We start from the raw sequence: 26,383 nt of genomic DNA on the forward strand, positions 1-26,383 counted from the left end.
CTCGAGCCGTTCCTCGGTGAGTAGCCGCGTCGCGGCGTCGGCGTCCATCGGCTCGCCGAAAGCAAAGCCTTGGGCGTATTCGCAGCCGAGCTGGTAGAGTTCGACCGCGTCCGAGTCCGTTTCGGCGCCTTCCGCCACCACGTCCATGCCGAGGTCGTGGGCCAGCGCGATGATCGATTTGAGGATCACCGGGCGGGTGCCGCGGCTGGTGGTGCGGACAAAGGACTGGTCGATCTTGATGGTGTCGAACGGGAAGCGCTGCAAATAGGACAGCGAGGAGTGGCCGGTGCCGAAATCATCCAGCGACAGCCCGGTGCCGAGCTCGCGGATCCGCGCCAGCATCTGGGCGGCGTGCTCCGGGTTCTCCATGACCAGCGATTCCGTCAATTCGAGCTTGAGCGTGCCGCGCGCCACCGAGGAGCGCGACAGCACCGTGCGGATATCGTGGATCAGATCGTGGCGCAGCAATTGCCGGGACGAGACGTTGACGGAGGCGAAGATCGGCTCGCGCGCGCGCATTGCGCGCTGCCACACCGCGAGCTGGCGGGCGGTCTGGTCCATCACGAACATGCCGAGATCGACGATCAGGCCGGTCTCCTCGGCGACGCCGATGAATTCCGACGGCGACATCCGCCCGAGCTTGGGATGGTCCCAGCGAACCAGCGCCTCGAAGCCGGCGATTGAGCGATCCTCCAGCCGCACGATCGGCTGGTACAGGATGGTGAGCTCCTGGCGCTCGATGGCGCGGCGCAGGTCGCTTTCCAGCGTCAGGCGGTCGGTCTTCCGCGCGCGCATCGCCGGCTTGTAGACGTCGATGCGGTCGCCGCCGATGCGCTTGGAATGATACATCGCAAGTTCGGCATCCTTGATGATCTCATCGGTGAGCGGCGCCTGCGGATCTGACAGTGCAAGGCCGATCGAGGCGGTCAGGAAGATCTCGCGGTCGTTGAACGCGATCGGGGCGCGGATGGTCTTGCGGATGGTCTCGGCGAAATTGGTGATCCGCGCCGAGTCCTGCTCGGACAGCAGGATCAGGCCGAACTGGTCGCCGGCGAGCCGCGCCAGCGTGTCCTGCGGTTTGAGGATGCGGGTCAGCCGTCGCGCCAGTGTCAGCAGGATCGAATCGCCGACCGCGATGCCGACGGAGTCGTTGACCTGCTTGAAGCGGTCGAGATCGATCACCATCAGCGTCGGCCGCAGCGTCGGCATGGTCTTGGCGAGGTTTGCGACCGCGCCGAGGCGATCCATGAACAGCCGGCGGTTCGGCAGGCCGGTCAGATTGTCATGCACGGAGTCATGAAGCATCCGCTCTTCGGCGTTCTTGGCCTCGGTGACGTCGGTCAGCGTGCCGACCACGCGCGAGACTTCGCCATCGGAGCCGACCACGGGCCGCGCCTTGAGCGCGAACCACATGAAATGGCCATCCGGGGTGCGCAGCCGGAAATCCTGCACCAGGCGGCCGCGGCGCTGGTCGAGCACGCTGTCGAGTGCGGCGCGGAAGCGGTCCTGATCGAGCGGATGCAGCACCTCGAGCCATTTGGCGGCGGGGCCTTCCAGCGTGCCGCGCTTGAGGCCGAGCAGGGCTTCGGTCTCAGGGCTGGTGAACACCTTGTCGGCGGAGACGTCCCAGTCCCAGATCAGGTCGCCCGAGCCGGTCAGCGCCAGCGCGCGGCGCTCGACGTCGGAGACGATTCCGGTGGTCGCGCCGCCGCCGGCGAAGGCGTGCTGCATCACCGTAAATCCGATCAGCATCACGATCAGCACGAGGCCGCCGAGCAAGGCCGGGCCGACGATGTCGTTGGTCACCGAGCCGGCGACCGTCATGCCGGCCGCGATCACCCAGATCACCAGCAGGAACCAGGTCGGGATCAGCAGCACCGCGCGGTCGAAGCCGTGGGTCGAGAGATAGACGATCAGCGCAAAGCCGGCGAACGCGATCATCACCAGCGACATCCGCGCGATGCCGGAGGCGACCGCAGGATCGAACAGCGCCAGCGCCACCAGCGAGCCGAGGAAGGCGAGCCAGCCGATCGTGATGTGCGAGTAGCGCACGTGCCATCGGCTGAGATTGAGATAGGCGAACAGGAACACCAGCAATGTCGCTGCCAGGATCGCCTCGCCTGCCGCGCGCCAGACGCGCTCGGCGTTGTTCGACATGTCGAGCACCTTGCCCCAGAAGCCGAAGTCGACGCCGATGTAAACCAGAACCGCCCAGGCCAGCGCGGCGGCGGCCGGGAACATGATCGAGCCCTTCACGACGAACAGAATGGTGAGCACGAGGGCTAGAAGTCCGGAGATGCCGATCACGATGCCCTGGTAGAGCGTGAACGAGTTGACCTTGTCCTTGTAGGCGTCGGGTTCCCACAGATAGAGCTGCGGCAGCTTGTCGGTGCGCAGTTCGGCGACGTAGGTGACGACAGCACCGGGATCGAGCGTGATGCGGAACACGTCGGCGGTCGGGCTCTCCTGCCGCTCCGGACGATCGCCGACCGAGGGCGTGATGGTGGCGATGCGGGACAGGCCGAGGTCGGGCCACAACAGGCCGGATGACACGATGCGATAGTGCGGCGCAACGATGAGGCGGTCGAGCTGGTCGTCGGTGTTGTTGGCGAGCGCGAACACCACCCAGTTCTGGCCGCCTTCGCGGGCGCGGACCTCGATGCGGCGGACGATGCCGTCGGTTCCGGGCGCGGTGGAAACCTGGATGCGGTCGGCCTCGGTGTGCTGATGGTCAAGCACGGCGGTCAGGTCGATCGCGGGCGCGTCACCGCGGACGCTGACGGCGTCGATCGCGTACGCGTCAGGCGCAGCGGCAAAAATCATGAGGCCCAGCGCCAACAGCGCAAGGCACCTGATCAGACGCAATGTCAGTACTCCGCGATCGACAATCTGTCCGAGCCCGGCGACCGGCTCGGTGGCGCGATAGATGACACGAAAGCGAAGGAAATCAAAGGGTTTCCACCCCTGCTTCGGTCGCGATCGTTAAGCGACCAACACAATTTTGCCAATATGTTCGCTGGTCTCCATGCGCCGGTGTGCGTCCGCGGCCTTTTCCAGCGGGAATGTGCTGTCCATCAGCGGCTTGATGCGGCCGTCGCGCAGCAGCGGCATCACCTTCGCCTCGATGGCCGCGACCATTGCCGCCTTATCCGCATTACTACGGGGACGCAGCGTCGAGCCGGTGTGATGGAGACGCTTGACCATCAGCTTGGCGAAATTGGCTGAGGCCTTTGGCGTTCCCGAGAGGAACGCGATCTGGACGATGCGTCCCTCGACGGCAGCGGCATCATAGTTCCGATCGATATAGTCGCCGCCGACCATGTCGAGGATGACGTTGGCGCCTGTGCCGCCGGTGATTGTCTTCACGGCCTCGACGAAATCCTCGGACTTGTAGTTGACGGCGTGATCGGCGCCGAGCTTGAGGCAGGCCTCGGCCTTGTCCTTGGAGCCGACAGTGACGATCACCTTGGCGCCGAATGCTTTCGCAAGCTGGATCGCCATGGTGCCGATGCCCGACGAGCCGCCATGGATCAGAAGCGTCTCACCGGCCTTCAGCGCGCCGCGCTCGAACACATTGTGCCAGACCGTCATCAGCGTTTCCGCGGTGGCGCCGGCTTCCTGCATCGACAGCGCCGGCGGCACGGTCATCGCCTCCGCGTCCTGCGCGATGCAATATTGCGCGTAACCGCCGCCGGCGACCAGCGACATCACCTTGTCGCCGAGCTTGTGCCTGGTAGCACCGTCGCCGAGCGCGACCACTTCGCCTGCGATCTCGAGGCCGGGCAGATCGCTCGCGCCGGGCGGCGGCGGATAGGAGCCGGAGCGCTGCGCGACATCAGGGCGATTGACGCCGGCGGCCGCGACCTTGACCAGGATTTCGCCCGGACCGGGCACCGGCACCGCGCGGGTCTCCGGCACTAGCACCTCCGGGCCACCCGGCTTGCTGATGGCGACGACGGTCATTTGCGTGGGGACCTGTGGCATGGTGTGTCCTTGGTCAGGGAAGGGGATCGGCGGATGGCATAACGCCTTTTCCGCCGAAGTGAAACGTCGTTAGGCCCCGAACCTTGCAGCCAGTTGGCCTGCTCGCTCAGGCGTGATTTTTTCAACCAGCGGGCCGAGTTGCACCACAGGCGTGCCGGCGCCGGCGTCGAGCAGGTCAGCGAGTGGGCCATTGGGCCAGCATGGCACGGCATCGTCGCGGCCGAAGGCGCTCAGCACGCGTTCCGACAAATGGGGCACGATGCTCCACGCCAGCACGGCGCAGATGCCGACCAGATTGAGCCCGGTCCGCGTCACGACAGCTGCGCGAAGGCGATCGTTCCTGATCGCCGTCCAAGGTGCTGTGTGCTGCAGATAGGCATTCGCGAGGTCCCAGATCGTGCGGGTCGCAGCCGCAGCGGCACGAAATTCCAGCGCGTCGTGATGGCGGCGCAGCGCTCCGATGCGCTGCTCCAAATCATCCGCAAGCCGCCGCTCGGCCTCGTCGGGCACGCCGCCTGCGGGGATGCGGCCCTCGAAAGCGTGATGGGCGAAGCTGATAATGCGGTTGACGAGGTTGCCGAAGATATCAGCGAGATCCTTGTTCACGTCACCGACGAATTTCGCGACGCTGAAATCGGTGTCGGCGCTCTCAGGCGCATTTGATATCAGCCACCAGCGCCAAAGGTCGGCAGGAAGTTCCTCCAGCGCCTGGTCGGTGAAGATGCCGCGATTGCGGCTGGTCGAGAACTTGCCGCCTTCGTAAGTCAGCCAGTGAAATCCCTTGATCACATCCGCCGTCGTCCAAGGTTCACCGGAGCCGATCAGCGTGGCCGGGAAGCTCACAGTGTGGAACGGGATGTTGTCCTTGCCGAGAAACTGGATGTAGCTGACGTCATCGGCCTGCCACCACCAGTCTTGCCAGTCGCGGCCCGGCCTGGCTGCCGCCCATTCCTGCGTGGCGGCGATGTAGCCGATCGGCGCATCGAACCAGACGTAGAACACCTTGCCGTCGAATCCGTCGCACGGCACCGGAATGCCCCAGGCCAGATCGCGCGTGATGCAGCGGTCTCTAAGTTCGGCGTTGAGCCAGCTCTTCGCCGTCGAGACCACGAAGGGCGGCCAGCCGGTGCGGCTGTCGATCCACGCACTCAGCTTTGCGACCAGCTGCGACTGGCGCAAAAACAGATGACGGCTTTGGCGGAGCTCGAGCGCATTGTCGCCCGACAGCGCGGATCGTGGCGCGATCAGCTCGGGCGGATCGAGCAGTGTGCCGCAATGGTCGCATTGATCGCCGCGCGCGGAAGCATCGCCGCAATGCGGGCAGGTGCCGAGCACGTAGCGGTCGGGCAGGAAGCGCCGGTCGGCGGGCGACCAGACCTGCAGGACTTCGCGCGCCTCGATCAGTCCGGCGGCGTCGAGCTTGCGATAGAAGTGCTGCGTCAGGGCGCGGTTCTGCGGCGAAGAGGTGCGCCCGAAATGATCGAAGGAGAGGCCGAACCGACGGTAGATGTCGGCCTGGACGGTGTGCTGGGTGTCGCAGAAGGTCTGGATGTCCTGGCCGGCCGCGATGGCGCCGAGCTCGGCGGGCGTGCCGTGCTCGTCGGTCGCGCAGATGAACAGCACATCGCAGCCGGTCTGCCGCCGGTAGCGGGCATGGACGTCGGCGGGTAGCAGGGAACCGACGAGATTGCCGAGGTGCTTGACGCCGTTCACATAGGGAAGGGCGCTGGTGACGAGAATCCTGGTCATGGGTGCGTTCTTTCGCGTTTGCCGATGCCGACCCGGAAAAATCAAACCGGAAAATCAAAAAGCCCTCCCGCATGATCGGAAGGGCTTGGGGTCGGCTCATGCCTCGCGCGCGTGGACGCGCACTATCCCGTCCGGTCAGACTCCTTGCGGTCGGGCCGGGGCATTCGCGTCAGATGTTGCGCGCACACGAAAGTCACTGCAAATTCTCCTTGCACGCGGATAGATATCATCTCGTGGTGCAAAATGCCAGATCAGGCTTCGGGAATCGCCGGGAGGACACATGCCGATTGAGGAAGACGACCGCCCGCGCAAGAAGATCACCCACGAGATCGGACAGGATCTCTCGCTGTTGTCGGTCGAGGAATTGACCGAGCGCATCGCGCTCTTGAATGCCGAGATCGATCGCCTGAACGAGGCGATGACGAAGAAGCGCGCGTCAAAGGATGCCGCGAACAGCATCTTCAAGTCGTAATTCAAGAGGCGACAGTGAGAACAAAGTGTCTGGTCGGCTTGATCGCGGCCGTGATGATTGCCGGTGCGGCCCGCCCGGCCTTGTCCGTCACGCCGGCAAATTGTTCGAAGGGCGAGAGAACCGCGCGCGAATGCAAGGAGCGCGACTGCCGGCGGCTGTTCGAATCGAACCTCGCCGCGTGCAACGAACTGCCTGCCAACAAAGCATGTGTTGATATGGCGAAGTCGCAAAAAGGCCGCTGCGATCAATATTGCGACGCCAACTATTCCGACGCCGGGGTTGGCTGTCCGGAGAAATAGTCGCGCGCGATTTCACGTAGCCCGGATGGAGCGCAGCGCAATCCGGGAATCCAACCACGCGGTCAGACCGACCCGGATTACGCTGAGCCTGTCATCGGGCGCGCGTTCGCGCGACCCGCTGGCTTCATCCGGGCTACGCGTCAGCACGGCTGTCCCAGACTGGGCCATTGGCCGACATGGCAAACAAAGTCTCAAGAAATCCGCTCATTTACGGTCGGTTAAGCTTTCTCGATTATGACTACATTGTCCTCGTTTGGACACCGAGTGGCTCCTGTCCACTCTGTTTGACGCCTCCCTGTTATCAACTTCAAAAGCCGCCGGAAACGGCGGCTCTTTTTTTTGCGCCCCACCAGCTGGAAACCATAACTATGGTTGCGGCTGGACTCTTGGCCACGCCCGCGCAATGATTTGTTCATCATAAGCCGGCGCGTGAGAAGCCGGCGGCGTTACGGTGGTGTGAGGGCGTTAACCATGGCGGATCGTTCCCTGAGCGAATCCGGTCTCGTGCTGTTCAGTGAACGGCTGACCAATTCTGCGGCCTTTGGCGTGCTGTTCCGGGAAGGTATGGACCTGGTCGAGCAGACCGCGGCCTATCTCGACGGCGACGGCCGCAACGAAGCCAAGGCGCTCGAACGCGCCGTCAGCCTGACCTATGCCACCGAGAGCATGCGCCTGACCACGCGGCTGATGCAGCTCGCGTCCTGGCTGCTGCTGCATCGCGCGGTCAAGGAAGGCGAGATGACGCTGACCCAGGCCAATCGCGAAAAGACCAAGGTCAAGTTGTCGGCCGCCGATCCCGGCGCATCCGACATGATCGAGAAACTGCCGCAGCAATTGCAGGACCTGATCTCCCGCTCGATGGACCTGCAGACGCGGGTCCGCCGGCTCGACACCACGATCCATGCGCCTGCACCCGATCACGCCTCGATCGGCAATCCGCTGGTGCCGCAGCTCAACCGGCTGAAGGCCGCGTTCGAGCGATAAGGTCAGCGCGAGACGGCGTTACGGCGTGCGGTGTGCCCGTCGCGCTGGCCGCAATCCGTCCTGGTCCATCACACGTCTCAATCGAAGTGCCGCGCTCTCCAGTTCATCCGGCGCAAATCCGCCGAAGCCGAGCATCAGGCCGGGCCGGGGCTTTCGCTTGTACATCGGTGAAATCGCCCGCGTGACGATCCCCTCGGCAAGCGCAGCCTTCGCCAGCTGAACATCGTCGACGCCCTGCGGCAGCCACAGCAGCAGATGCATGCCCTGGTCGCTCGGCTGCAGCGTGGCATCGCGGGGCATGTGGCGTTCGAGCGCCGTAATCAGCGTTGCGCGTCGCGCGGCGTAGACGCCGCGGATGCGCCGGATATGGGCTTCGAAAAAACCCTCCCGCATGTAGGCCGCGAGGACGTGCTGGTCGGCGGTCGGTGAATGCCGGTCGAGCAGGGCGCGTGCGCCGGCGAAGGCGTCGATCAGCGGCGCGGGTGCCACGATGTAACCAAGCCGCAGCGACGGGAACAGCACCTTGCTCAGCGTGCCCAGATAGACCACGCGCGACGGGTCGAGGCCTTGCAGCGACGGAAAGGGATGACCGGCGTAGCGCAGCTCGCTGTCGTAATCGTCCTCGACGATCCAGGCGTTGTGGCGCTGTGCCCATGCGACGAGAGCCTTGCGGCGCGCCATGCTGATCGGCATGCCCAGCGGATAGTGGTGCGAGGGCGTGACGAAGGCGGCGGCCGCGTTCGGGCAGGTGGCGATGCCGGCATCGACGTCGATACCCTGTGCGTCGACCGGGACGCGCGTCGTGACGACATCGAGATCGTCGAGCACGGCGGTCATGCCGGGATAGGCGGGATCCTCGGCCCAGACATGGTCGCCGCGTGAGAGCAGCACGCGGCCGGCAAGATAAAGCCCCTGCTGGGTGCCGGCGGTGATCATGACCTGTTCGGGTGCGCAATGCACCGCGCGCGATTTGCGGACATAGTCGGCGATCGCCTGCCGCAACTCCATCACGCCGCGTGGATCGCCATAGCTCGATGGCGCTGCCACGCGCGAGGCCCGCACCCGGTTGCCGAGGCGCCGCCAATTGTCGTCGGGCGCGACGGCGCCCGCGGGAACCGGAATCGCAAACGGCGCTTCCGGCATCGGCGTGAAGGCGGCGGCGACCGCGGCAAGCCGCCTGGCGCGCGGTGTCATCGGAAGCGGCGATGTCGGGGCATTCCGATCGAGCTTTGGACGAACAGGCCGCGGCTGATCCGCGAGCATCGCCGCCACCCGCGTGCCGGCGCCGATGTGCGAGTCCAGATAGCCCTCGGCCTGCAACTGCTCGAAGGCCTCCACGACGGTGCCGCGGGCGACGCCGAGCGAGACCGACAGCGCGCGGGTCGAGGGCAGCAATTCGCCGGCCTTCAACGCATTGCCGGCAATCGCCGCACGCAGCGCCCCGGCAATCTGGCGTCCGACCCGGCCTGCGGCGCGGTCGACCGTTCCGAGCCAAGGGATGCTGGTCGTGGCGCGCGGGCGGGGCATAGTGGTCTATCCAGAATGACAGCAAGTGGACCTTATCATAGACCACTTTCCCGCTAAGATGCGAGCCGATCACTTGACGAGGTCCCCGATGTACTTGCCGCCCCATTTCAAGATCGACGAACTCGGTGCGATCCACGCCGCGATGCGCGCCTCCCGGCTTGCGACGCTGGTCACCGCTACCGCCGACGGACTGATCGGAACACCGCTGCCGCTGATCCTTAGCGAGAGCGAGGGCGAGTACGGCACGCTGTATGGCCATGTCGCGCGGCCCAATCCGCAGTGGAAGCTGCCCGCAATCGGCGAGGCGATGGCTGTTTTCGCCGGGCCCGACGCCTATGTGACGCCGTCCTGGTATGTGACCAAGGCCGAGCACGGCAAGGTGGTGCCGACCTGGAATTACGTCGCCGTGCACGCCTATGGATCGGCGGAATTCTTCGAGGATGCGGATCGCCTGCTCGATGTCGTGACGCGGCTGACGCAGCTGCACGAGAATTCGCGCGACGAAGCCTGGCAGGTCAGCGACGCGCCGGCCGATTTCATCAAGGCTCAGCTCCGCGGCATCGTCGGCTTCCGGATGCCGATCACGCGGATCGATGCCAAGAAGAAGATGAGTCAAAACCGCAAGCTCGAGGATCGCGCCGGCGTCATCGCGGGTCTCGACGCCAGCGACAGGCCCAGCGATCGCGAGGTTGCCGCGTTGATCCCGACCATCTGAGGCCAGCGTCCGCGATGGAATTGTATCTCGCTTTCGCGATCACGACCGCGACGTTCGCATTGATGCCGGGGCCGGCCATGCTCTACGCCGCGGCCCGCACGCTGGCGGGCGGCAGGCGCGCTGGCCTGATGGCCTCGCTCGGCTTGCATCTCGGCGGCTATGTGCATGTGGTGGCCGCGGCCGCCGGCCTCGCCTTGCTGTTTCATGCGGTGCCGCCGCTGTTCGTGGCGATGAAACTCGCCGGCGCCGCCTATCTGGTCTGGCTTGGGCTGTCGCTGTTCCGCGATCGCGATAGTGCAAAGCGGCCGGAGCTTGCACCCGTCTCGGAGCAGCGCGCGTTCGCGCAAAGCGTCGCCGTCGAGGTGCTCAATCCGAAGACCGCGATCCTCTTCCTGGCGTTCCTGCCGCAATTCGTCGACGCGTCGGCAAGCCTGCCGGTCTGGAGCCAGCTTCTTGTGCTCGGCATCATAGTCAACCTGACATTCTCGCTGGTCGACATCGTCTGCGTGGTGTTCGCGAGTTCGGTGATGTCGAAGCTGCAACGCTCCCGCAGGTCGCAGCGGCTGATGCAGAGGATCGGCGGCAGCATCCTGATCGGACTCGGGGCAAGGTTGGCGTTCCAGGATCGGTAGCGCAGGGCGTAGCTAACGCGCGCATCGCTCTCGCAATTTCCTTCGAACGCGGATGTATGACTCACAAGCCGTGCAACATACTCGGTGTCGTCCCGGTGCAGGCCGGGACCCATAACCACCGATGTCAGTCGTTGTGCAACGCTGGAACGACGAGTCTCGCCTACAACACCCGCCGCGGAGTATGGGTCCCTGCTTCCGCAGGGACGACAGCGAATATCAGGCAGCGGCAGCGCATCGACCCACCCCACAAACAAAAACGCCCCCGCGATGGGGGCGTTTGCATCGGATCGCAGAGGCGATCTGATCAGGCTTAGTCCTTCTTGAGGAAGCCCGAAAACTTCTTCTGGAAGCGCGAGACACGGCCGCCACGGTCCATCAGCTGCTGGCTGCCGCCGGTCCAGGCCGGGTGCGACTTGGGGTCGATATCGAGGTTCAGCGTGTCGCCTTCCTTGCCCCAGGTGGTCCGGGTCAGGTACTCGGTGCCGTCGGTCATGACGACCTTAATCGTATGATAATTCGGGTGAATATCGGCTTTCATGACAGTTCCTTCGGCGCGCCGGCGCCCGTCTCAAGATCAATCGGATACGGGATTTGGGCGGCTCTATAACCCATGGGGCCTCCTAAAACAAGGCCAGGAAACCAGCCAAAACTATCACCGGATTGGGACTTTCCGCCCATTTGCCAGCCGGGGTGGACGGGCCTATCTGGGGGCGCAGAAACCGGTCCGGGATTCATGAGCGTAGCCGAACAGATTGAGCCCCCTCGCAGCACGCCGCAGCCCCCGCGCGACGCCCTGCTCGAGGAGGAAGCCTTCATCGAGAGCCAGCTCACGGAGCCGGCCAAAAACCGCGCCCGCTTGCGGCCGCTGCTGGCGCTCGCGCCCTATGTGGCGCGCTACAAGGGCCGCGCAATCCTCGCCTTCATCTCGCTGACGGTCGCGGCGATCACCACGCTGATCGTGCCGGTCGCGGTGCGGCGGATGATCGACATGGGCTTCACGCCCGAAGGCATCGCGATGATCAACAGCTATTTCAGCGTGATGATTGCGGTGGTCGCAGCTCTCGCCGCCGCCAGCGCCTCGCGCTACTATCTCGTGATGACGATCGGCGAGCGCATCGTCGCCGATCTCCGGCGCGACGTCTTTGCGCATCTCGTCGCGCTGTCGCCGGCCTTCTTCGATTCCTCGCGCTCCGGCGAATTGGTGTCGCGGCTCACCGCCGACACCACCCAGATCAAGTCGGCGGTCGGCGCGTCGGTGTCGATCGCGCTGCGCAACATGATGCTGTTCATCGGCGCCGCCGCGATGATGGTGATCACGAGTCCCCGATTGTCCGGCTTCGTGCTGCTGGCGATCCCGATCATCGTGATTCCGCTGGTGGCGTTCGGCCGCTGGGTCAGGCGGCTGTCGCGCAACGCGCAGGATACGCTGGCGGATGCCAGCGCCTACGCCTCGGAATTGATCGGCGCGATCAGGACCGTGCAGGCCTATACCAGCGAGCGATTCGCCAACACGCGCTTTGCCCGCGAGGTCGAACAGGCCTATGAGGCGGCGCGCAGCTCGACCAAGGCGCGCGCGGTGCTGACGCTGATCGTCATCTTCATCGTCTTCTCCAGCGTGGTCCTGATCCTCTGGGTCGGTTCCCACGACGTGCTGACGGGGGCGATCAGTCCGGGACGGCTCGGACAATTCATCCTCTATGCGGCCTTTGCCGCGAGCGGCCTCGGCCAGCTCAGCGAGGTCTGGGGCGAGGTCTCGGCCGCATCGGGGGCTGCCGAGCGGCTGTTCGAGATTCTGCGGGTCAAGCCGGAGATCGCTGCTCCCGCCAGGCCGCGCGCGCTACCACAGCCTGCGCGCGGCGACGTCGGCTTCGATCAGGTCAGCTTCGCCTATCCGACCCGGCCCAATGCGCTGGCCATCGACGGCGTCTCGCTGTCGGTCCGTTCGGGCGAGAAGGTCGCGATCGTCGGCCCGTCCGGCGCCGGCAAGAGCACGCTGTTCCATCTCTTGCTGCGCTTCTACGATCCGAAGTCGGGCACGATCTCGCTCGACGGCGTGCCCATCAAAGAGGTCGATCCCGTCGACGTCCGGGCGCGCATCGCGCTGGTGCCGCAGGATTCCGTGGTGTTCGCGACAAGCGCCCGCGACAACATCCGCTTCGGCCGCCCCGACGCGTCAGATGCGGAGGTCGAGCGCGCTGCGGATTTGGCGCACGCCACCGAATTCCTGCGCCGCTTGCCCGGCGGCTTCGAGACCCAGCTCGGCGAGCGCGGCGTGACGCTGTCCGGCGGCCAGCGCCAGCGCATCGCGATCGCGCGCGCGATTTTGCGTGATGCGCCGCTGTTGCTGCTCGACGAGGCGACCTCGGCGCTCGACGCCGAAAGCGAGACGCTGGTGCAAACCGCGCTGGAAGAGCTGATGCGCCACCGCACCACGCTGGTCATCGCGCATCGCCTCGCCACCGTCTTGTCCTGCGACCGCATCCTGGTGATGGACCAGGGCAAGATCGTCGAGCAGGGCACCCACACTGAGCTGGTCGCCGCCAACGGCCTCTATGCGCGGCTGGCGCGGTTGCAGTTCGAGGGGATTTGATCCTCTGCGGGTTGTCACAACAATCCTGCCCCGGTTGTTGCGATGAGTGCGATGCATTTTTGTGTCTTGGCCCCGCATGGCACCGGTCGTAAGCCTCTCGCGGGCCGTCGGCCCTGGGGACCTCAGTTTCGGAATGCGGGAGCGGCAATATGGGTGGTTTGGTGATCAGCGGCGGCCGGGTGGTGGATCCGGCCAGCGGGATGGACGCCGTCGGCGACGTGGCGGTGCTGGACGGCCGGATCGCCGCTGTCGGCACCGGGCTCGGCGGCGCTGAGCGCCAGATCGACGCCACCGGGCTCGTGGTGGCGCCCGGCTTCATCGATCTCCACGCGCATGGCCAGACCATCCCTGCCGACCGCATGCAGGCCTTCGACGGCGTGACGACGACGCTCGACCTCGAGGCCGGCGTGTTGCCGGTCGCATCCTGGTATGAGCGCCAGGCCGCAAAGGGACGCGTGCTGAACTACGGCGCCGCCACCAACTGGGCGTTCGCCCGGATCGGTGCGATGACGGGCTCCAACGCGGAAAGCTCGCTGGAGGCGTTCGGCAACGCGATGCGCGATCGCCGCTGGATGGACAATGTCGCCAGCGAGACCGAGATCGCCGGCATCCTCGAGCGCATCGGCAACGGCCTGAACGAGGGCGGCATCGGCATCGGCATTCTCAACGCCTATGCCCCCGGCGCCGGCGTCCAGGAGCTCACCGCGGTGTGCCAGCTGGCGGCGGCGCAGAATGTGCCGACCTTCACCCACGTCGCCTACATGTCGCGCATCGACCCGGAAAGCGCGGCTGAGGCCTATATCCGCCTGATCGGTTATGCCGGCGCCACCGGCGCGCACATGCACATCTGCCATTTCAACTCGTCCAGCAAGACCGACGTCGAGCGCTGTGCCGTGCTGATCGCCAAGGCACAGGCGCAGGGCCTGCCGATCACGGTGGAGGCCTATCCGTATGGGACCGGTTCGACCGTGCTGGCGGCGGCCTTCTTCAGCGATCCCGAGTTCGAGGAGCGCAATGGCCTCGGCTACGATTCGGTGCAGCGCGTGACCGACGGGCACCGCTTTGGAAGCCGGGAGGAATTGCTGGCGGCCCAGGCGGAAGAGCCCTCCACGCTGGTGCTCTGGCATGTCCTTGATATCGAGAATAACCCGCACCATCGCGACCTCCTCGACATGTCGGTGCTGTATCCCGGCGGCGCGATCGCATCCGACGCGATGCCGTGGACGCTGTCTGACGGCAGCGTTTACACCGGCGACGCCTGGCCGCTGCCGGACGACGCCACCTCGCATCCGCGCTCGGCGGGTTGCTTCACCCGCTTCATCCGCGAATGGGTGCGCGAGCGCCGGAAAGTGTCGTTGCTCGAAGGCATCCGCAAATGCGCGCTGATGCCGGCGGAGATCCTCTCCGCCAGCACGCCGGCGATGCGCAGCAAGGGCAGGCTGCAGGCGGGCGCCGATGCCGACATCGTGGCATTTGATTTCGAGACGCTGAGCGACCGCGCGACCTTCACGGCGATGAACCGCGCATCGGAGGGCGTCCGGCATCTGGTGGTGAGCGGTCAGCCGCTAATCACCGACGGCGTGATGGATGTGGCGGTGCGGCCGGGACGGCCGGTGCGCCGGCCCGTCGTCGCCGAGAGCTGATTGTGCCGGTCCCGATCCTGCTCGTCGCGGGTTTCCTGGGAGCGGGCAAGACCACGGTTGTGAACCATCTGCTCGCGCACGCGGAGGGACGGCGGATCGCCGCCGTGGTCAACGATTTCGGCGCTGTTAACATCGATGCGGAGCTGATCGCAGGCGCCAGCGACGGCGTGGTGAGCCTGAGCAATGGCTGCATCTGCTGCACGCTGGAAGGCGATCTGCTTCGCACGCTCGCAACGCTGTTGCGGCGTGATCCTCGCCCCGAATTCATCGTGATCGAAACCAGCGGGGTGGCTGATCCGTCGGATATCGTGCGCAACCTGATGGATCCCGTGATCTGGAAGGAGGCGCCGCTTGAGACCGTGCTGTGCGTGGTGGACGCGACGCAACCTGCGTCTGTGTTGAATGATGCGCTGGTACGGTCCCAATTGCGCGCCGCCGATGTGGTGGCACTGAATAAGGTGGACCTGGTGGATGCGGGGAGCCGTACACAAATGCGCGATGCGATCCGGGCATTGCGTCCAGCCGCGGTGATCGTCGATGCGATGCATGGCGAGGTGCCGACGGCGCTGTTGTTTCCAACTGATATCGATCATGTGCCGGAGCCGCGCGAGCCGGGGCCGCGGCGGCCGACGGTCGATCGGTTCGAGACGCTGAGCTGGACGTCGGAACGGCCGGTGTCGTTGCCGCGCTTGCAGCAGGCGATCGGCCGGCTGGCGCCGAAGCTCGCGCGCGCGAAGGGGTTGTTCGAGACAACGGAGCAGCCCGGGCGGCTGATGGTGTTTCAACTCGCGGGCGGACGCGCGACGTTGGCACCCGGCGGAGTGTCGGCGCCGGGCGTGCCGCGAACACGGATCGTGTTCATTGCCGAACTCGGCGTTCTATCGCGCGCCGAGATCGATCGGATCATGGAGGGATGTGTCGACGCCGGATGAAGGATTCACTGCGCTTCGTCGGGTTCGCCGAACCATCGCGACGCAGCCTGAGACGCTTCGTCAAGGTCGGGGGCTGATTCAGCGGCCCAGGCGACGACGCCATCAGGGCGCACAAGCACAGCGCTCAGATCCAGCCGATCCTTCACGTCGCTTGCGACATACGCGATCCGGTCGCTCCAGCGGCCTGCCAGCGTCCGCAGCGATCCCCGCGCGCCAAAATCCAGCAACAGGCCTCGTCCCGTCCTGAGGAGTTCGCCGAGCCTCGTCCCATCGGCCAATTCGAAATCAGGTACGCTGCGGCCCACCAGCGGATGGCCGCCGCCAAGATCGTAGCGGAGAGACACGCCCCAGACGCGCTCAGCGAAGTATGTCGCGCCGTCACGCGTGTCGATGAGATCGCGGATGATGGCTTCGAGCGCGCGCGTACTCCTCGTCGGCCGCATCAGCGCGACCTGGGCGCGCGACCAGTCGAGAATCTGCGCGCCCACCGGGTGCCGTTCGCTCAGATAGCTGTCGAGCAGGCCGGCCGGCGCGTCGCCACGGATCGTGGACGCCAGTTTCCAACCAAGGTTCATCGCGTCGCCGAGCCCGAGGTTGAGCCCCTGGCCGCCCAGCGGGGAATGGATGTGCGCGGCGTCGCCGGCGAGCAGCACCCGACCATTGCGATATTCGGTCGCCTGGTGGGCGCGATCCGTCCAGGTCGTGGCAAGCTGAAGGGCGGTCAAGGTGACGTCGGTGCCGGAGACACGGCTCAGGACCGTCTGCACATGCTCAAGCGTGATCGGCTGGATTCGATGGAAAGCGCCGCCGTCGAAATCGACCATCGCGATCGTCCCTGGTAGCGCGTAGGTATACATGCCCGTCGGCGTGTAGTGGCGGCCCGGGCGGAGCTTGTCCGGATCGGCCATCTCGACCTCAACGGAATAGCCGGTGAACTCGGGATCGGTGCCGACGAACGCGAAACCGCCGGCCTTGCGAACCGTGCTGCGGCCGCCATCGCAACCGACCAGCCAGCGTCCGCGAAACGTCTCGCCACCAGCGCGAATGCTCACGTCTTCGTCCGATTGATCGAAATCCCCGACGCCGACGCCGCGCCTGATTTCGACCCCCATCGCGGTTGCGCGCGCGGCCAGGACGGATTCGAGGTGCTCCATCTCGACCGCGATGGTGCTGCCGGCCGGACCGGGCAAGCGATACGGCCACTTCGAGGGTTCGATGTTGTCGTGGAAAAACTGGATGCCGGCGAAATGGCCGCCCGGGCGGCGCTGTTGTTGCATCCAATGCGCCGATGTCGAAGCGCTGCTGCCCGAGTCGTCTTTCGCGCGTGGCGGCGCCGCGATGTCGTCGAGCAGCCCGCGACGATAGAAGGCTTCGATGGTCGGCACCGAGAGGCCGCGCATGCCGAATGGAAGCCGCTTCAGGGGCGAGTGCGGGTTCGGGGCCTGCTCCAGCACTAACACCGAGAGGTTTGCGAGACGGAGCTCACAGGCGAGAAACAGGCCGACCGGGCCGCCACCGGCAATCACGACATCATACATCGAAAGACAAATCCTGATCCCTGTCGGCAGCAATTCTCTCTTGAGACATGGCGCCGATCCATCTATAAATTCGCACTGAGTGCGATTTATTATCGCACTCAGTGTAATTATGCAAGTGGGCCTTCGGCGGAGCTGGCTTAGATGAAAGATGCGTCGGAACGGCCGCAGGGCCTGCGGGAACGCAAGCGGCATGAGACGTCCGAGCGGATCATCGAAAAGGGTCTGAAACTGTTCGTGAAGAACGGTTACGAAGGCACGACGCTCGACGCGATCGCGGAGGCCGCCGGCATCTCGCGCCGGACCTTCTTCTACTATTTCAAGTCCAAGGAGGACGTTCTGTTGGCCGCGCATGATAGCGGCCTCAAGAAAGCGCTAGGGCCCGCGATGCTCGACGAGGCTCCCGATCAGGCTCCGCTCGAAGCCGTCCAAAGGTGCCTAATCAAGCTCGCGTCCCGCTACGAGACGAAGGAATCCGTCGTCTTCGACCGCCTGATGCAATCGACCGAAGCGCTCCGCGCACGCAAGGAAGCCGTTTTCGTCGAGACGGAGCAGATCCTGCTGGACGCGATGTGCGAACTTTGGCCGTCACCGGCACGACGGGACGGGCTTCGGCTGGTCGCGATGGTGGCGATGGGGACGCTGCGTCTGGCGCTCGACAAGTGGAAACAGAACAACGCGGCGCACCCGCTGGCCTATTATATCCGTCAGGGCTTTACCCTGTTGGCAAAACAGTTCTGAGCGGGTACTCGGCTTTAGGATGCGAATGCGTCTAACGCCAACGCGCTGCCCGATCTCAGCCGAAGTCGTGCATCAACCGGCTCCAGTCTTCGCCGGCGAGGCCGCCGATGTAGATATCACCGCGCACAACGGCCTCGTTCACTTCCGGAATTCGTGTCAACGCCATGGCGAAGGCGCGGTGCCGGAACACGAGCCGGCGCTGCATCCCAAGCCCTGCCATCAGAGACGGTTGCGCACGGCCGCGGGCTTCGACATGGCCGGTGCTCTCGAGATGGCGGAACATCGCAGTCAGCACGCCAGCCTCCTGGCCGGGAAGTGACAGGACGTTGAGGACATGCGCGGTCCGCCCCGGAGCCGCATAGTAGACAAAACAGCCAATGATCGCGCCTGAGGGATCGGCGATCGCGCGGATCGTGAACGCGCCGAGTTTGGTGTTCTGCGCTGCCAGGCCCACCAGCCAACCGAGCTCGTCCTCCGACCAGAGCGGCCGCACGGCGTAGTGGGCAATGAGCCGGGGCGCGTGCGCGAGGAAGTCCGGGACGGACATCTCCAGCACCTTCAGGTCGGCGGCGCCCACGATGTCTTCATCGCCGCGCAGGCGGCTCAGCAGAACGTCAACGGGACGAGCGAGTGTTGCGAGGCTCAGATCGAATCGGCGCAAGAAGCGCGGCGAAAGCCGTCCGACGAGTGCTCCCAGCGGACGGAAGGTGCGCATCCATTCCAGGTTCTGTATCGGAATCGTTTTTCCGCCGATGGCCAACAGCGACTTGGCGCTGGTCGGCGATGCGCTGTCACAGAACGAAAAATCAGCCCGCTTCGGCCGCAAACCAAGATTGAGCTGGGCCGCGCCTGCGGCCTCCTTGTTCGTCATGAAGACGCCGAGAAGCCGTCCCGGAACGACATTGCCGCAGGCGATGAAACGCATCGGGACCGAGAGCAGCGCACTGGAGATGCGGCCGTCCTGCTGTTCATAGATCTTCGTGCCCGCCGCCTCGCTGTAGCAGGGAGATCCCAAGGTTAATGCGTGCAAATAGCCCTTGAGGTCTGCACTCGCGGGCTTGTCGACACCCCTGAAGACGTTGAGGAAGAGACGCGCGACCGCGGGAACGTCTGCCGTCGTCATGGGCCTGGCAGCGCCCTTGCGTGACGTTTGCCCGTCAGCCTGGATGATTGGTCCGGACGGCTGACGCGGACGATCTTGCGCCAACGATAGGCCGTCACGCGGATGGGTGACCTGGACAGCTGTATGGGACATTAAGCTTAACATGCATGTTCCGCCACTTCGTCTCTTGCCAAAATGCGACAGCGTCGTCGGACGGCAGGATCAAATGCAAAATCAAATGAATGTCGATAACCTCGGGTCTATCGACATCACGCAAGCAGCAAATCTGGATTTGCTCCGCCTCGGCGCGTCCTTGCGTCGACTCTCTAACTTCACGTCTGGGCCGTCAAGAAATTCAACTTGTGGAGGTTAATGCGACACGCCTTGCCGCCAGGCAGGTCGCAGCATTCCTGCTCCGCCGCTACTTGGGCGGAACGCCATGCGCAATCAGCCGGCTGCCTCGGTCGCTCAAATCGGGGTGTGGAAGAATAGCTGTTCTGACGTTCTTATAAGTCGCAGCACAGGTGCGCTGAACGCCTCGCGTCCTACGGATCCAGCTCCGTATCCCAGTAGAGATAGTCGAGCCAGCTGTCGTGCAGATAGTTCGGCGGGAACAGCCGGCCGTTGCGGTGGAGCTGGTGGACCGTCGGCGCATAGGCCGCCTGCCGCGGGAACATCCGGGCCTGCTGCGGCGTCAGATTGCCCTTGCGCAGATTACAGGGCGAGCAGGCGGCGACGACGTTTTCCCAGGTGGTCTGGCCACCCTTGCTGCGCGGAATGATGTGATCGAAGGTGAGGTCGTCATCCGCCGAGCAGTATTGGCAGACGAAGCGGTCGCGGAGGAAGACGTTGAAGCGGGTGAAGGCGGGGTGGGTGGACGGCTTGACGAAGGATTTGAGGGATACGACGCTCGGCAGCTGGATTTCGAAGGACGGACTTCGGACCGCCCTGTCGTAATATTCGACGATGTTCACGCGATCGAGAAACACCGCCTTGATCGCGTCCTGCCAGGACCAGAGCGACAGCGGGTAGTAACTCAGCGGCCGGAAGTCCGCATTCAGCACAAGTACCGGCCAACCGCCTTGTGAGACATGTGCGTTCAACTAACGCTCCTGACTCCCATTAGCTGCGAAGCAGCATGCACTCACATACTACAGGCAGCGTGACGGGATTGTGAAGAGCAATGAGCGGCTTATCCGCGGCTTGGCGCCATGTTCCTGCCCCGATTGCGTCCCGGCCATAAGGGCCGCTAAAGGGTACCGTGAGACCTTGACGGCCGTCCACGGACCCCGCCCATGAACTACCGCCCATGAACTACCGCCCATGACCCGCTGCCCATGACCCGCTGCCCATGACCCACTGCAGATGACCACGTCGACCCGCTATCTCGAGGCGCCGCGCCGCATTCGCGCGTTCGTTCGCGCGCATGAAACCAGCCTGGTGCTGTTGGCGGTGCTGATCGGCACCATTGGCGGAGTGGTCGTGCTGGCGATGAGCGTGGCGGTCGCCGGACTTCACGCACTGTTGTTCAACATCAACATCCATGAGCGGCTGTCCGCCCAGTCGAGCATCGACCCGCTTCGGGCCCTGCTGATTCCGAGCTTGGGTGGGCTGCTGCTGGGGCTCGTATTCCTGCTGCTGTCACGCTGGCGCCCGGGGCGCGAGGTCGACCCGATCGAAGCAAATGCGCTCTATGGCGGGCGAATGTCGTTCCGCGGCAGCGTGATCGTGGCATTGCAGACGATCTGGTCGAGCGGGGTCGGCGCCTCGGTCGGCCTCGAGGCCGGCTATACCCAGCTTGCGAGCGGGCTTGCCGCCTCGCTTGGCCGCGCGTTCCACATGCGCCGGAACGACCAGCGGATCATGGTCGGATGCGGCGCGGCGGCGGCGATCGCGGGCGCATTCGGCGCGCCGCTGGCCGGCGCCTTTTACGCCTTCGAGCTGGTGATCGGCGGCTATACGCCGGCGAGCCTGGCGCCGGTCGGGGTTGCCGCGGTCGCGGGCTATTTCGTGACCCACGGATTCACCGAGCTGAGGCTTGGCATCGTCGTCGGCGCGGTCGGCGATGTGCTCGGCCGGGATCTTGCCATTGCGGCCCTGCTCGGGCTGCTCTCAGCATTGACGGGGATCGCGATCATGCGCGGCGTCACGCTGTGTGAGGCGGTGCTGGCCAGGACCAGGCTGTGGCCACCGCTGCGCCCCGCGCTCGGCGGGCTCGCGGTCGGCGGGCTGGCCTTGTTGACGCCGCATGTCATGTCGTCCGGCCACGGCGCGCTGCAGTTCGCCAGCATCGTGTCGATGCCGCTCGGCTTCATCGCGGGCATCTTCGCACTGAAGGCGCTTGCGTCGATCATCTCGCTCGGCTCCGGCTTCCGCGGCGGACTATTTTTCGCAACGCTGTTCATGGGCGCGCTCGGCGGCCGGCTGTTTGCCGCCGGCGTCGACATGGTGTGGCCGGGACTGAACCTCGACCCGAACGCCTATGCGGTGATCGGGATGAGCGCGCTGTCGGCCTCGGTGATCGGCGGTCCGTTGACGATGTCGTTCATCGCGCTGGAATCGACCGGCAATCTCTGGCTCTCCACCGCGGTGCTGGCCGCCGTCATCATCTCGACCATGATCACGCGCGAGCTGTTCGGCTATTCGTTCGCGACCTGGCGGCTGCATCTGCGCGGCGAGACCATCCGCAGCGCCGCCGACGTCGGCTGGATTCGCGATCTGACCGTGAACAGGATGATGCGGCAGGACATGACGACGGTGGACGCCGCGATGCCGATCGAGACGTTCCGCGAGAAATTCCCGCCGGGCTCGAAGACGCAGGTGGTGGCGGTCGACGGCGAGGGGCACTATGCGGGGCTGGTGCTGATCGCGGAGGCGCATGCGCCCGACATCGAGACCGGGAAGGGGCTCGCCGGCATCCTGCGCCATGCCGACGTCGCGCTGCATCCGCTGATGAACATCCAGGAGGCGATCGCGGTGTTCGACGCGGCCGAAGCGGAATCGCTCGCCGTGATCGAGGCCGATGGCGATCGGCGGCCGCTCGGGACCCTCTCGGAGGCGCATGCGATGCGGCGCTATGCGGAAGAATCCGAGCAGCGCCGGCGCGAGGTCAGCGGGGAGATTTGATTTCGCGGGCGGCAGTGAGGCGCAAAAGAATCAGACCCGTCATCCTGAGGTGCGAGCTCCTGCGAGCCTCGAAGGATGCACGGCCATCAGCCGGGCCGTCCATCCTTCGAGGGCCGCTGAAGAAGCGGCCACCTCAGGATGACGGTACAAAGTGAAGGCGTCGCTTCGACACGCGAAGCCTACGCCGTCACCCGCTCCAGCTTCTGCAGACACCGCGTTACCCGCACCGACGCCGGCATCTCGGTATCCGGAAAGCTGGTCTTCCAGTCGGTGACGCCGACCTCGCCGACATAGATGTCGCCGCGGGAATCCAGCGCGAGGCCGTGCGGGGCCAGGAATTTTCCGGTCTCGACGCCGGGGCCATGCTCGCCGCCGAGGCGGGCGATACGGTTGCCCCGGCTGTCGACGATGGAGAGCCGCGGGCCGAGATTGGGCACCTTGCGATTGACGGGCATGCCGGGGCCGAGTTCGCCGATGATGAAGGTCGGCTGCTTGCCGCCACCGCAGCAGCACAGCGCGCAGGGCCGGTGCAGATTGTTCCACTGCGTCTCGTATCTGCCGTTGCCGTCGAACATCTGGACGCGATGGTTCTCCCGGTCGGCGACATAGACCCAGCCGTCGGCATCGGTCGCGATGTTGTGCACGATGTTGAACTGACCGGGATCGGTGCCGGGTTCGCCCCAGCTTTTGATCAGCCTGCCATCGGGCGTGTATTTGTGGACGCAGGCATTGCCGTAACCATCAGAGACGTAGATCTCGCCCTTTGGCGACAGCGCGGTGTGGGTGCAGCGGTGGAACGGCTCGCCGCTCATGAACGGCGCGGGCTTGTTGGGGATGCCGATCGTCAGCAGCACCTTGCCGTCAACGGAGCATTTGCGCACGGTGTGGTCGCCGTCATCGGTGCAGTAGAGATTGTCGTCGGTGTCGATGTGCAGGCCGTGGGCGCGGGAGAACAGCCCTTCGCCCCAGCTCCTGATGAAGTTTCCCGCGCGGTCGAGCACCACCATCGGATGTTCGCCGCGGTTGAAGACGTAGACGTGGTCCTTGCTGTCGACCGCGACGGAGGCGACGTCGGTCAGGCTCCAGCCGTCGGGTAATTTCGCAAAGTTCTCCACCACGCGGTAGCGATGCTCGCCGGTGCCCAGGATGGTTGGCATTGTTCGTCCTCTCTCTTCTCTCGTCATTCCGGGATGCGCGAAGCGCAGGCCCGGAATCCATTCATCCACAGAGTTTGCGGCCAGATGGATTCCGGGCTCGATGCTACGCATCGCCCAGGAATGATGGTGGGGGCTATGTGAACTTCGCGACCGGTCCGACGTCGCGCGGCAGCAGGCCCGCCTCGATCGCCTTGATCTGCAGCGCCAGATATTGCGAGTTGATGCGGCATTGCGCGAGGCTGCCGGCGATGAACCACAGGCCCGGCTGTGGCGTGCGGGTGTACATGTTGCGCAGCTCCTGGCCGTCACCAAAGCCCCAGATCGGGCCGACGCGCGCGGCGATGGCTTCGCCGAACAATTTCCGCACCAGCTCCTCCTGCGGCCGGTAGCCGGTCGCGAGCACGATGAGGTCGGCGGTCAAAGTCTCGCCGCTCTTGAGCCGTGCGCCCTCGGGTACGAATGTCTCGATATCGGCGAACTGGGCGAGCTTGATCGCGCCATCAGCGACGAGATCGGAACAGCCGACGTTGAAATAATAGCCGCCGCCGCGGGTGAGATACTTGAACTGCCAACCGGTGCCGCCGTCGCCGAAATCGAGCCTGAAGCCGACGCGCGCGAGCCCGTCGAGCAGGGTCTTGTCGAGTTCTTTCGATTGCTCGGTGATCAGCACGTGGCTGCGCTTGGCGAGCGCCAGCGGCATCGAGCTCGCGATCAGATCATTGTCCTCGAGCGAGCCTTCGTTGTAGGCGGCATAGGAGAGTTGCGCCGACGGCTCGATATTGGTGATCAGGGTCGAGGAACGCTGCACCAGCGTGACCCCGGCGCCGGAGGAATGCAGATCCTGCGCGATGTCGTGGCCGCTGTTGCCGGTGCCGATCACCAGCGCGCGCTTGCCGGACCAGTCCTCGCCGTCTTCGTAGCGGCTGGAATGCATGACCTTGCCGGAAAAATTTGTCAGGCCGGGAATCTCGGGCAGGTTCGGGATGCCGCTGACGCCGGTCGCCAGCACGACATGGCGCGGCTGCATCTTGCGCGTGGTGCCGTCGGCGCGGCGCAGCTCCACGTTCCAATGTCCATGCGCGTCGTCATAGCTGCCGCCGGCGAATTCCGTGCCGGTCCAGAAATTCAGCTCCATGGCGTCGACGTAAGCTTCGAACCAGTTGGCGAGCTTGTCCTTCGGGATATAGACCGGCCAGTTCGGCGGGAACGGCATGTAGGGCATGTGATTGACCTGCACCTGGTTGTGCAGGGTCAGCGCGTGATAGCGCTTGCGCCAGTTATCGCCGACGCGTGCCTCGCGGTCGACGATCAGCGTGTCGATGCCGAGCTGCTTGAGCCGTGCCGCGATCGCAAGCCCGGCCTGTCCGCCGCCGACCACGAGCACATCAGGATCACGGTCGGTGTATTCAGCCGATGCCTTGCGCAGGTCGAGCCAGTTGGGCCCGCGGAAGTCGCGGGAATACGCCTGGCCGCGCGGCCTTGTGTGGCCTTGCTGTTCTTCAAATCCCTTGAGCTCCTCGAGCGCAGTGAGCAGCGTCCAGGCCTTCAGGCTGTTGTCGTCGGTGGTATCGGGGATCAACCGCACGATGCCGTGGCCGCGGCCGACGGAGGTCTCGAACTTGAAGATTGCCTCGATCGCGTTGGTGCCGGCGCGCACCACCCGACGCGGCGGCGCGCGATCGGCATCGATGCGGAAGTTATGCGGCGTGCTGCGCAGGGCGTGCGCGGGCAGTTCCTCGAGGATGGCGAAGGCGCGGTTGACGGTCTGGATGTTCCAGCTCAGCGCCAGCACGTCGCGCCAGTGGCTGTCGGGATGGAACAGCGGCTTCAGCAGCACGTCATCGGGACTTGCCAGTGCATCTTCGAACTGCACAAGCCAATTGTCGGCGGCGACCGAAATATCGTCCGTCTTGTCGAGCATCCGGCGTTTCTCGTCATCGGCCGCAATGGCGATTTTTCTTGGCGGCGTTCCGTTAGGGCCGACCCTATACCCATTCGGAAGCCCGCAGAAAGGGCGTGACGAGATGCCGCCTATTCGGCAAGCGACAGGATCAGCCCTTGATCCGGCGGCACGCGGCCATTGAGGGTATCGAGATAGGCCTCGCGCACCGCCTCGGGTCCGCGTCGCTCGACGATCTCGAGCCATTCCGGCAGATGCGGCGCGAGCCCTGCCCAGGCGGCGCCAAAGCGCTGCTCGATGCCGCCCGGCCCCCATTCCTTGGCGCGTTTGCGGATCTGGTCGGGGGCGAAGAACCAGACCGGCTTGGCGCCGGGCAAGACAGCCTCGTCCGGTTCGCTGGCGCGATGGGTCAGTCCGATCCGGCCGGAATATTTCATCTGCGCGCCAAAGTGCCGATGCAAGGTCTCGCGCAAGGCGCTGTTGCCGGCCATGTCGACATAGGCGACCGGTTCCGTCGCCGGCGTCGCGGTGACGCGGTCATAGGTGACGACCTCGTCGTAGCAGCCGAGCGAGGTGACGAAATCGACATTGCCTTTCGACGTCAGGCCGACCACCCGGATGCCTTGCCCGGTATCTTGCCGCTTGTGCAGGAGATGGGCGAGCCCGAATGCGGTCTTGCTCGAGGCCGACGACAAGATGACGCTGCGTGCGCCGTAGAACTCAATCTCCGCCAGGAAATCGTCGACCAGGAACGACAGCATGAACAAGGGCACCATCAGCGCCCGCTCATCGCCGCGCGGGCCGGCATAGGTCGGATCGCCGGAGACACGGGCATAGTTATTGTAGACCGGCGAGACCTCCTGCCGGTGCGCGGCCGCATCGCGCAGGCCGCGCTTGCTGACGTCGGCGGCCTCGATGACGAGATGCGTCGCCATCGGGAAATAGCCGAACAAGGTCTCGCCGACAGCGACGTTTGGATGTTTTGAAGCGATCACCTCGCCAAAGCCCCAGACCGGGATGATGCCGTGTCCCTCCGGCGCGGGGAACAGTTGCCAATACTTCAACTGTTCGCCGATCACGGCGTAGGTGATGTTGTTGGCGGTGAGCGCGAAACGTGTGACCTTCACCAGCAGCGCGTCGGGCGGCAGCGCAGCGGCATCAGGCAATTCGGTCTGGATCACCTTGCATTGCTGCAGATCGTTGCGGATGACGATGAAGTCGGTGGATTTCATGTCGGTGCTCCCGGTCTGTTTGCGTGCGGTGATCTCTGCCCCACCTCTGATGCCTTCGCAACA

The 26,383-nt window shown here is 65.0% G+C and carries 21 protein-coding genes; 10 read left to right on the forward strand and 11 right to left on the reverse strand.

Features of this window, described 5'->3' with window-relative positions; all coding sequences use genetic code 11:
- The 3 genes from UP09_RS10605 to metG all read right to left on the reverse strand — a co-directional run.
- On the reverse strand, positions 1–2,865 hold a 2,865-nt coding region (locus UP09_RS10605), incomplete at its 3' end, for an EAL domain-containing protein (RefSeq protein ID WP_044538095.1).
- Between the two features lie 117 nt (positions 2,866–2,982).
- A complete protein-coding gene (locus UP09_RS10610; protein ID WP_044538096.1) occupies positions 2,983–3,984 on the reverse strand; it encodes an NAD(P)H-quinone oxidoreductase in 1,002 nt (333 codons plus the stop codon).
- A gap of 69 nt (positions 3,985–4,053) precedes the next feature.
- Positions 4,054–5,733: a methionine--tRNA ligase gene (metG, locus tag UP09_RS10615; protein WP_044538097.1), complete on the reverse strand. Its 1,680-nt coding sequence runs from the start codon at positions 5,731–5,733 to the stop codon at positions 4,054–4,056.
- A gap of 280 nt (positions 5,734–6,013) precedes the next feature.
- Here metG and UP09_RS10620 point away from each other — a divergent pair, with 280 nt between their 5' ends.
- The 3 genes from UP09_RS10620 (at position 6,014) to rcdA (ending at position 7,488) form a co-directional block, all read left to right on the forward strand.
- Complete coding sequence (locus tag UP09_RS10620) at positions 6,014–6,205, forward strand: DUF1192 domain-containing protein (RefSeq protein ID WP_044538098.1); 192 nt, start codon at positions 6,014–6,016, stop codon at positions 6,203–6,205.
- Between the two features lie 38 nt (positions 6,206–6,243).
- Positions 6,244–6,504, forward strand: coding sequence for a hypothetical protein (locus UP09_RS10625; protein WP_044538099.1), 261 nt, complete (start codon positions 6,244–6,246; stop codon positions 6,502–6,504).
- A 471-nt stretch (positions 6,505–6,975) separates the two neighbouring features.
- Positions 6,976–7,488, forward strand: coding sequence for a protease adaptor protein RcdA (gene rcdA / locus UP09_RS10630; protein ID WP_044538100.1), 513 nt, complete (start codon positions 6,976–6,978; stop codon positions 7,486–7,488).
- A gap of 18 nt (positions 7,489–7,506) precedes the next feature.
- On the opposite strand, the gene pdxR is transcribed toward rcdA, so the two are convergent.
- Complete coding sequence (gene pdxR / locus UP09_RS10635; RefSeq protein WP_044538101.1) at positions 7,507–9,015, reverse strand: MocR-like pyridoxine biosynthesis transcription factor PdxR; 1,509 nt, start codon at positions 9,013–9,015, stop codon at positions 7,507–7,509.
- An 88-nt stretch (positions 9,016–9,103) separates the two neighbouring features.
- On the opposite strand from pdxR, the gene UP09_RS10640 reads away from it, so the two are divergent.
- Both UP09_RS10640 and UP09_RS10645 read left to right on the forward strand, forming a co-directional pair.
- On the forward strand, positions 9,104–9,730 hold the full coding sequence (locus UP09_RS10640) for an FMN-binding negative transcriptional regulator (RefSeq protein ID WP_044538102.1): 627 nt from the start codon (positions 9,104–9,106) through the stop codon (positions 9,728–9,730).
- A gap of 14 nt (positions 9,731–9,744) precedes the next feature.
- Positions 9,745–10,362, forward strand: coding sequence for a LysE family translocator (locus UP09_RS10645; RefSeq protein WP_044538103.1), 618 nt, complete (start codon positions 9,745–9,747; stop codon positions 10,360–10,362).
- Between the two features lie 310 nt (positions 10,363–10,672).
- Here UP09_RS10645 and rpmE read toward each other — a convergent pair whose 3' ends face one another.
- On the reverse strand, positions 10,673–10,900 hold the full coding sequence (rpmE, locus tag UP09_RS10650) for a 50S ribosomal protein L31 (protein ID WP_044538104.1): 228 nt from the start codon (positions 10,898–10,900) through the stop codon (positions 10,673–10,675).
- 195 nt (positions 10,901–11,095) lie between these two features.
- Here rpmE and UP09_RS10655 point away from each other — a divergent pair, with 195 nt between their 5' ends.
- The 3 genes from UP09_RS10655 to UP09_RS10665 all read left to right on the forward strand — a co-directional run bounded on the left by UP09_RS10655 (position 11,096) and on the right by UP09_RS10665 (position 15,527).
- Positions 11,096–12,952 (forward strand): ABC transporter ATP-binding protein/permease, encoded by a 1,857-nt coding sequence (locus UP09_RS10655; RefSeq protein ID WP_044538105.1) that lies wholly within the window; start codon positions 11,096–11,098, stop codon positions 12,950–12,952.
- A gap of 149 nt (positions 12,953–13,101) precedes the next feature.
- Positions 13,102–14,595 carry an amidohydrolase family protein gene (locus UP09_RS10660; protein WP_044538106.1) on the forward strand — a complete coding sequence of 498 codons (1,494 nt, stop codon included), beginning with the start codon at positions 13,102–13,104 and terminating at the stop codon, positions 14,593–14,595.
- A gap of 2 nt (positions 14,596–14,597) precedes the next feature.
- Entirely contained in the window at positions 14,598–15,527 is a 930-nt protein-coding gene (locus tag UP09_RS10665; protein ID WP_044538107.1) for a CobW family GTP-binding protein, read from the forward strand.
- A 5-nt stretch (positions 15,528–15,532) separates the two neighbouring features.
- Here UP09_RS10665 and UP09_RS10670 read toward each other — a convergent pair whose 3' ends face one another.
- The gene (locus tag UP09_RS10670) at positions 15,533–17,065 is read right to left on the reverse strand and encodes an FAD-dependent monooxygenase (protein ID WP_044538109.1); all 1,533 of its coding nucleotides are present in this window, start codon (positions 17,063–17,065) and stop codon (positions 15,533–15,535) included.
- A gap of 141 nt (positions 17,066–17,206) precedes the next feature.
- Between UP09_RS10670 and UP09_RS10675 the strand changes: the two genes are divergently transcribed.
- Complete coding sequence (locus UP09_RS10675; protein ID WP_044538111.1) at positions 17,207–17,803, forward strand: TetR/AcrR family transcriptional regulator; 597 nt, start codon at positions 17,207–17,209, stop codon at positions 17,801–17,803.
- 55 nt (positions 17,804–17,858) lie between these two features.
- On the opposite strand, the gene UP09_RS10680 is transcribed toward UP09_RS10675, so the two are convergent.
- Complete coding sequence (locus tag UP09_RS10680; protein WP_156164551.1) at positions 17,859–18,728, reverse strand: GNAT family N-acetyltransferase; 870 nt, start codon at positions 18,726–18,728, stop codon at positions 17,859–17,861.
- Positions 18,729–19,450: 722 nt separating this feature from the next.
- Entirely contained in the window at positions 19,451–20,008 is a 558-nt protein-coding gene (locus tag UP09_RS10685) for an HNH endonuclease (RefSeq protein WP_044538112.1), read from the reverse strand.
- Positions 20,009–20,270: 262 nt separating this feature from the next.
- Here UP09_RS10685 and UP09_RS10690 point away from each other — a divergent pair, with 262 nt between their 5' ends.
- Positions 20,271–22,031 carry a chloride channel protein gene (locus tag UP09_RS10690; protein WP_044538114.1) on the forward strand — a complete coding sequence of 587 codons (1,761 nt, stop codon included), beginning with the start codon at positions 20,271–20,273 and terminating at the stop codon, positions 22,029–22,031.
- Positions 22,032–22,210: 179 nt separating this feature from the next.
- Here the strand turns inward: UP09_RS10690 and UP09_RS10695 are convergent, their stop codons facing one another.
- The 3 genes from UP09_RS10695 to UP09_RS10705 form a co-directional block, all read right to left on the reverse strand.
- Positions 22,211–23,188, reverse strand: a complete 978-nt coding sequence (locus tag UP09_RS10695) for a peptidyl-alpha-hydroxyglycine alpha-amidating lyase family protein (protein WP_044538115.1) — start codon at positions 23,186–23,188, stop codon at positions 22,211–22,213.
- Positions 23,189–23,321: 133 nt separating this feature from the next.
- Positions 23,322–25,109 carry a flavin-containing monooxygenase gene (locus UP09_RS10700; RefSeq protein ID WP_044538116.1) on the reverse strand — a complete coding sequence of 596 codons (1,788 nt, stop codon included), beginning with the start codon at positions 25,107–25,109 and terminating at the stop codon, positions 23,322–23,324.
- A gap of 110 nt (positions 25,110–25,219) precedes the next feature.
- Positions 25,220–26,320 (reverse strand): DUF2855 family protein, encoded by a 1,101-nt coding sequence (locus tag UP09_RS10705; RefSeq protein WP_044538119.1) that lies wholly within the window; start codon positions 26,318–26,320, stop codon positions 25,220–25,222.
- Positions 26,321–26,383: the final 63 nt, after the last annotated feature.

The organism is Bradyrhizobium sp. LTSP885 (genome assembly GCF_000938305.1).
GTDB lineage: Bacteria > Pseudomonadota > Alphaproteobacteria > Rhizobiales > Xanthobacteraceae > Bradyrhizobium.

Bases quoted from the DNA above. Each gene is read 5' to 3' on its own strand.
- UP09_RS10675 (WP_044538111.1), top strand. From the start codon at position 17,207: ATGAAAGATGCGTCGGAACGGCCGCAGGGCCTGCGGGAACGCAAGCGG.
- metG (WP_044538097.1), bottom strand. From the start codon at position 5,733: ATGACCAGGATTCTCGTCACCAGCGCCCTTCCCTATGTGAACGGCGTC.
- UP09_RS10640 (WP_044538102.1), top strand. From the start codon at position 9,104: ATGTACTTGCCGCCCCATTTCAAGATCGACGAACTCGGTGCGATCCAC.
- UP09_RS10700 (WP_044538116.1), bottom strand. From the start codon at position 25,109: ATGCTCGACAAGACGGACGATATTTCGGTCGCCGCCGACAATTGGCTT.
- UP09_RS10695 (WP_044538115.1), bottom strand. From the start codon at position 23,188: ATGCCAACCATCCTGGGCACCGGCGAGCATCGCTACCGCGTGGTGGAG.
- UP09_RS10610 (WP_044538096.1), bottom strand. From the start codon at position 3,984: ATGCCACAGGTCCCCACGCAAATGACCGTCGTCGCCATCAGCAAGCCG.
- UP09_RS10680 (WP_156164551.1), bottom strand. From the start codon at position 18,728: ATGCGTTTCATCGCCTGCGGCAATGTCGTTCCGGGACGGCTTCTCGGC.
- UP09_RS10655 (WP_044538105.1), top strand. From the start codon at position 11,096: ATGAGCGTAGCCGAACAGATTGAGCCCCCTCGCAGCACGCCGCAGCCC.
- rpmE (WP_044538104.1), bottom strand. From the start codon at position 10,900: ATGAAAGCCGATATTCACCCGAATTATCATACGATTAAGGTCGTCATG.
- rcdA (WP_044538100.1), top strand. From the start codon at position 6,976: ATGGCGGATCGTTCCCTGAGCGAATCCGGTCTCGTGCTGTTCAGTGAA.
- UP09_RS10620 (WP_044538098.1), top strand. From the start codon at position 6,014: ATGCCGATTGAGGAAGACGACCGCCCGCGCAAGAAGATCACCCACGAG.
- UP09_RS10690 (WP_044538114.1), top strand. From the start codon at position 20,271: ATGACCACGTCGACCCGCTATCTCGAGGCGCCGCGCCGCATTCGCGCG.
- UP09_RS10645 (WP_044538103.1), top strand. From the start codon at position 9,745: ATGGAATTGTATCTCGCTTTCGCGATCACGACCGCGACGTTCGCATTG.
- UP09_RS10660 (WP_044538106.1), top strand. From the start codon at position 13,102: ATGGGTGGTTTGGTGATCAGCGGCGGCCGGGTGGTGGATCCGGCCAGC.
- UP09_RS10705 (WP_044538119.1), bottom strand. From the start codon at position 26,320: ATGAAATCCACCGACTTCATCGTCATCCGCAACGATCTGCAGCAATGC.
- pdxR (WP_044538101.1), bottom strand. From the start codon at position 9,015: ATGCCCCGCCCGCGCGCCACGACCAGCATCCCTTGGCTCGGAACGGTC.
- UP09_RS10670 (WP_044538109.1), bottom strand. From the start codon at position 17,065: ATGTATGATGTCGTGATTGCCGGTGGCGGCCCGGTCGGCCTGTTTCTC.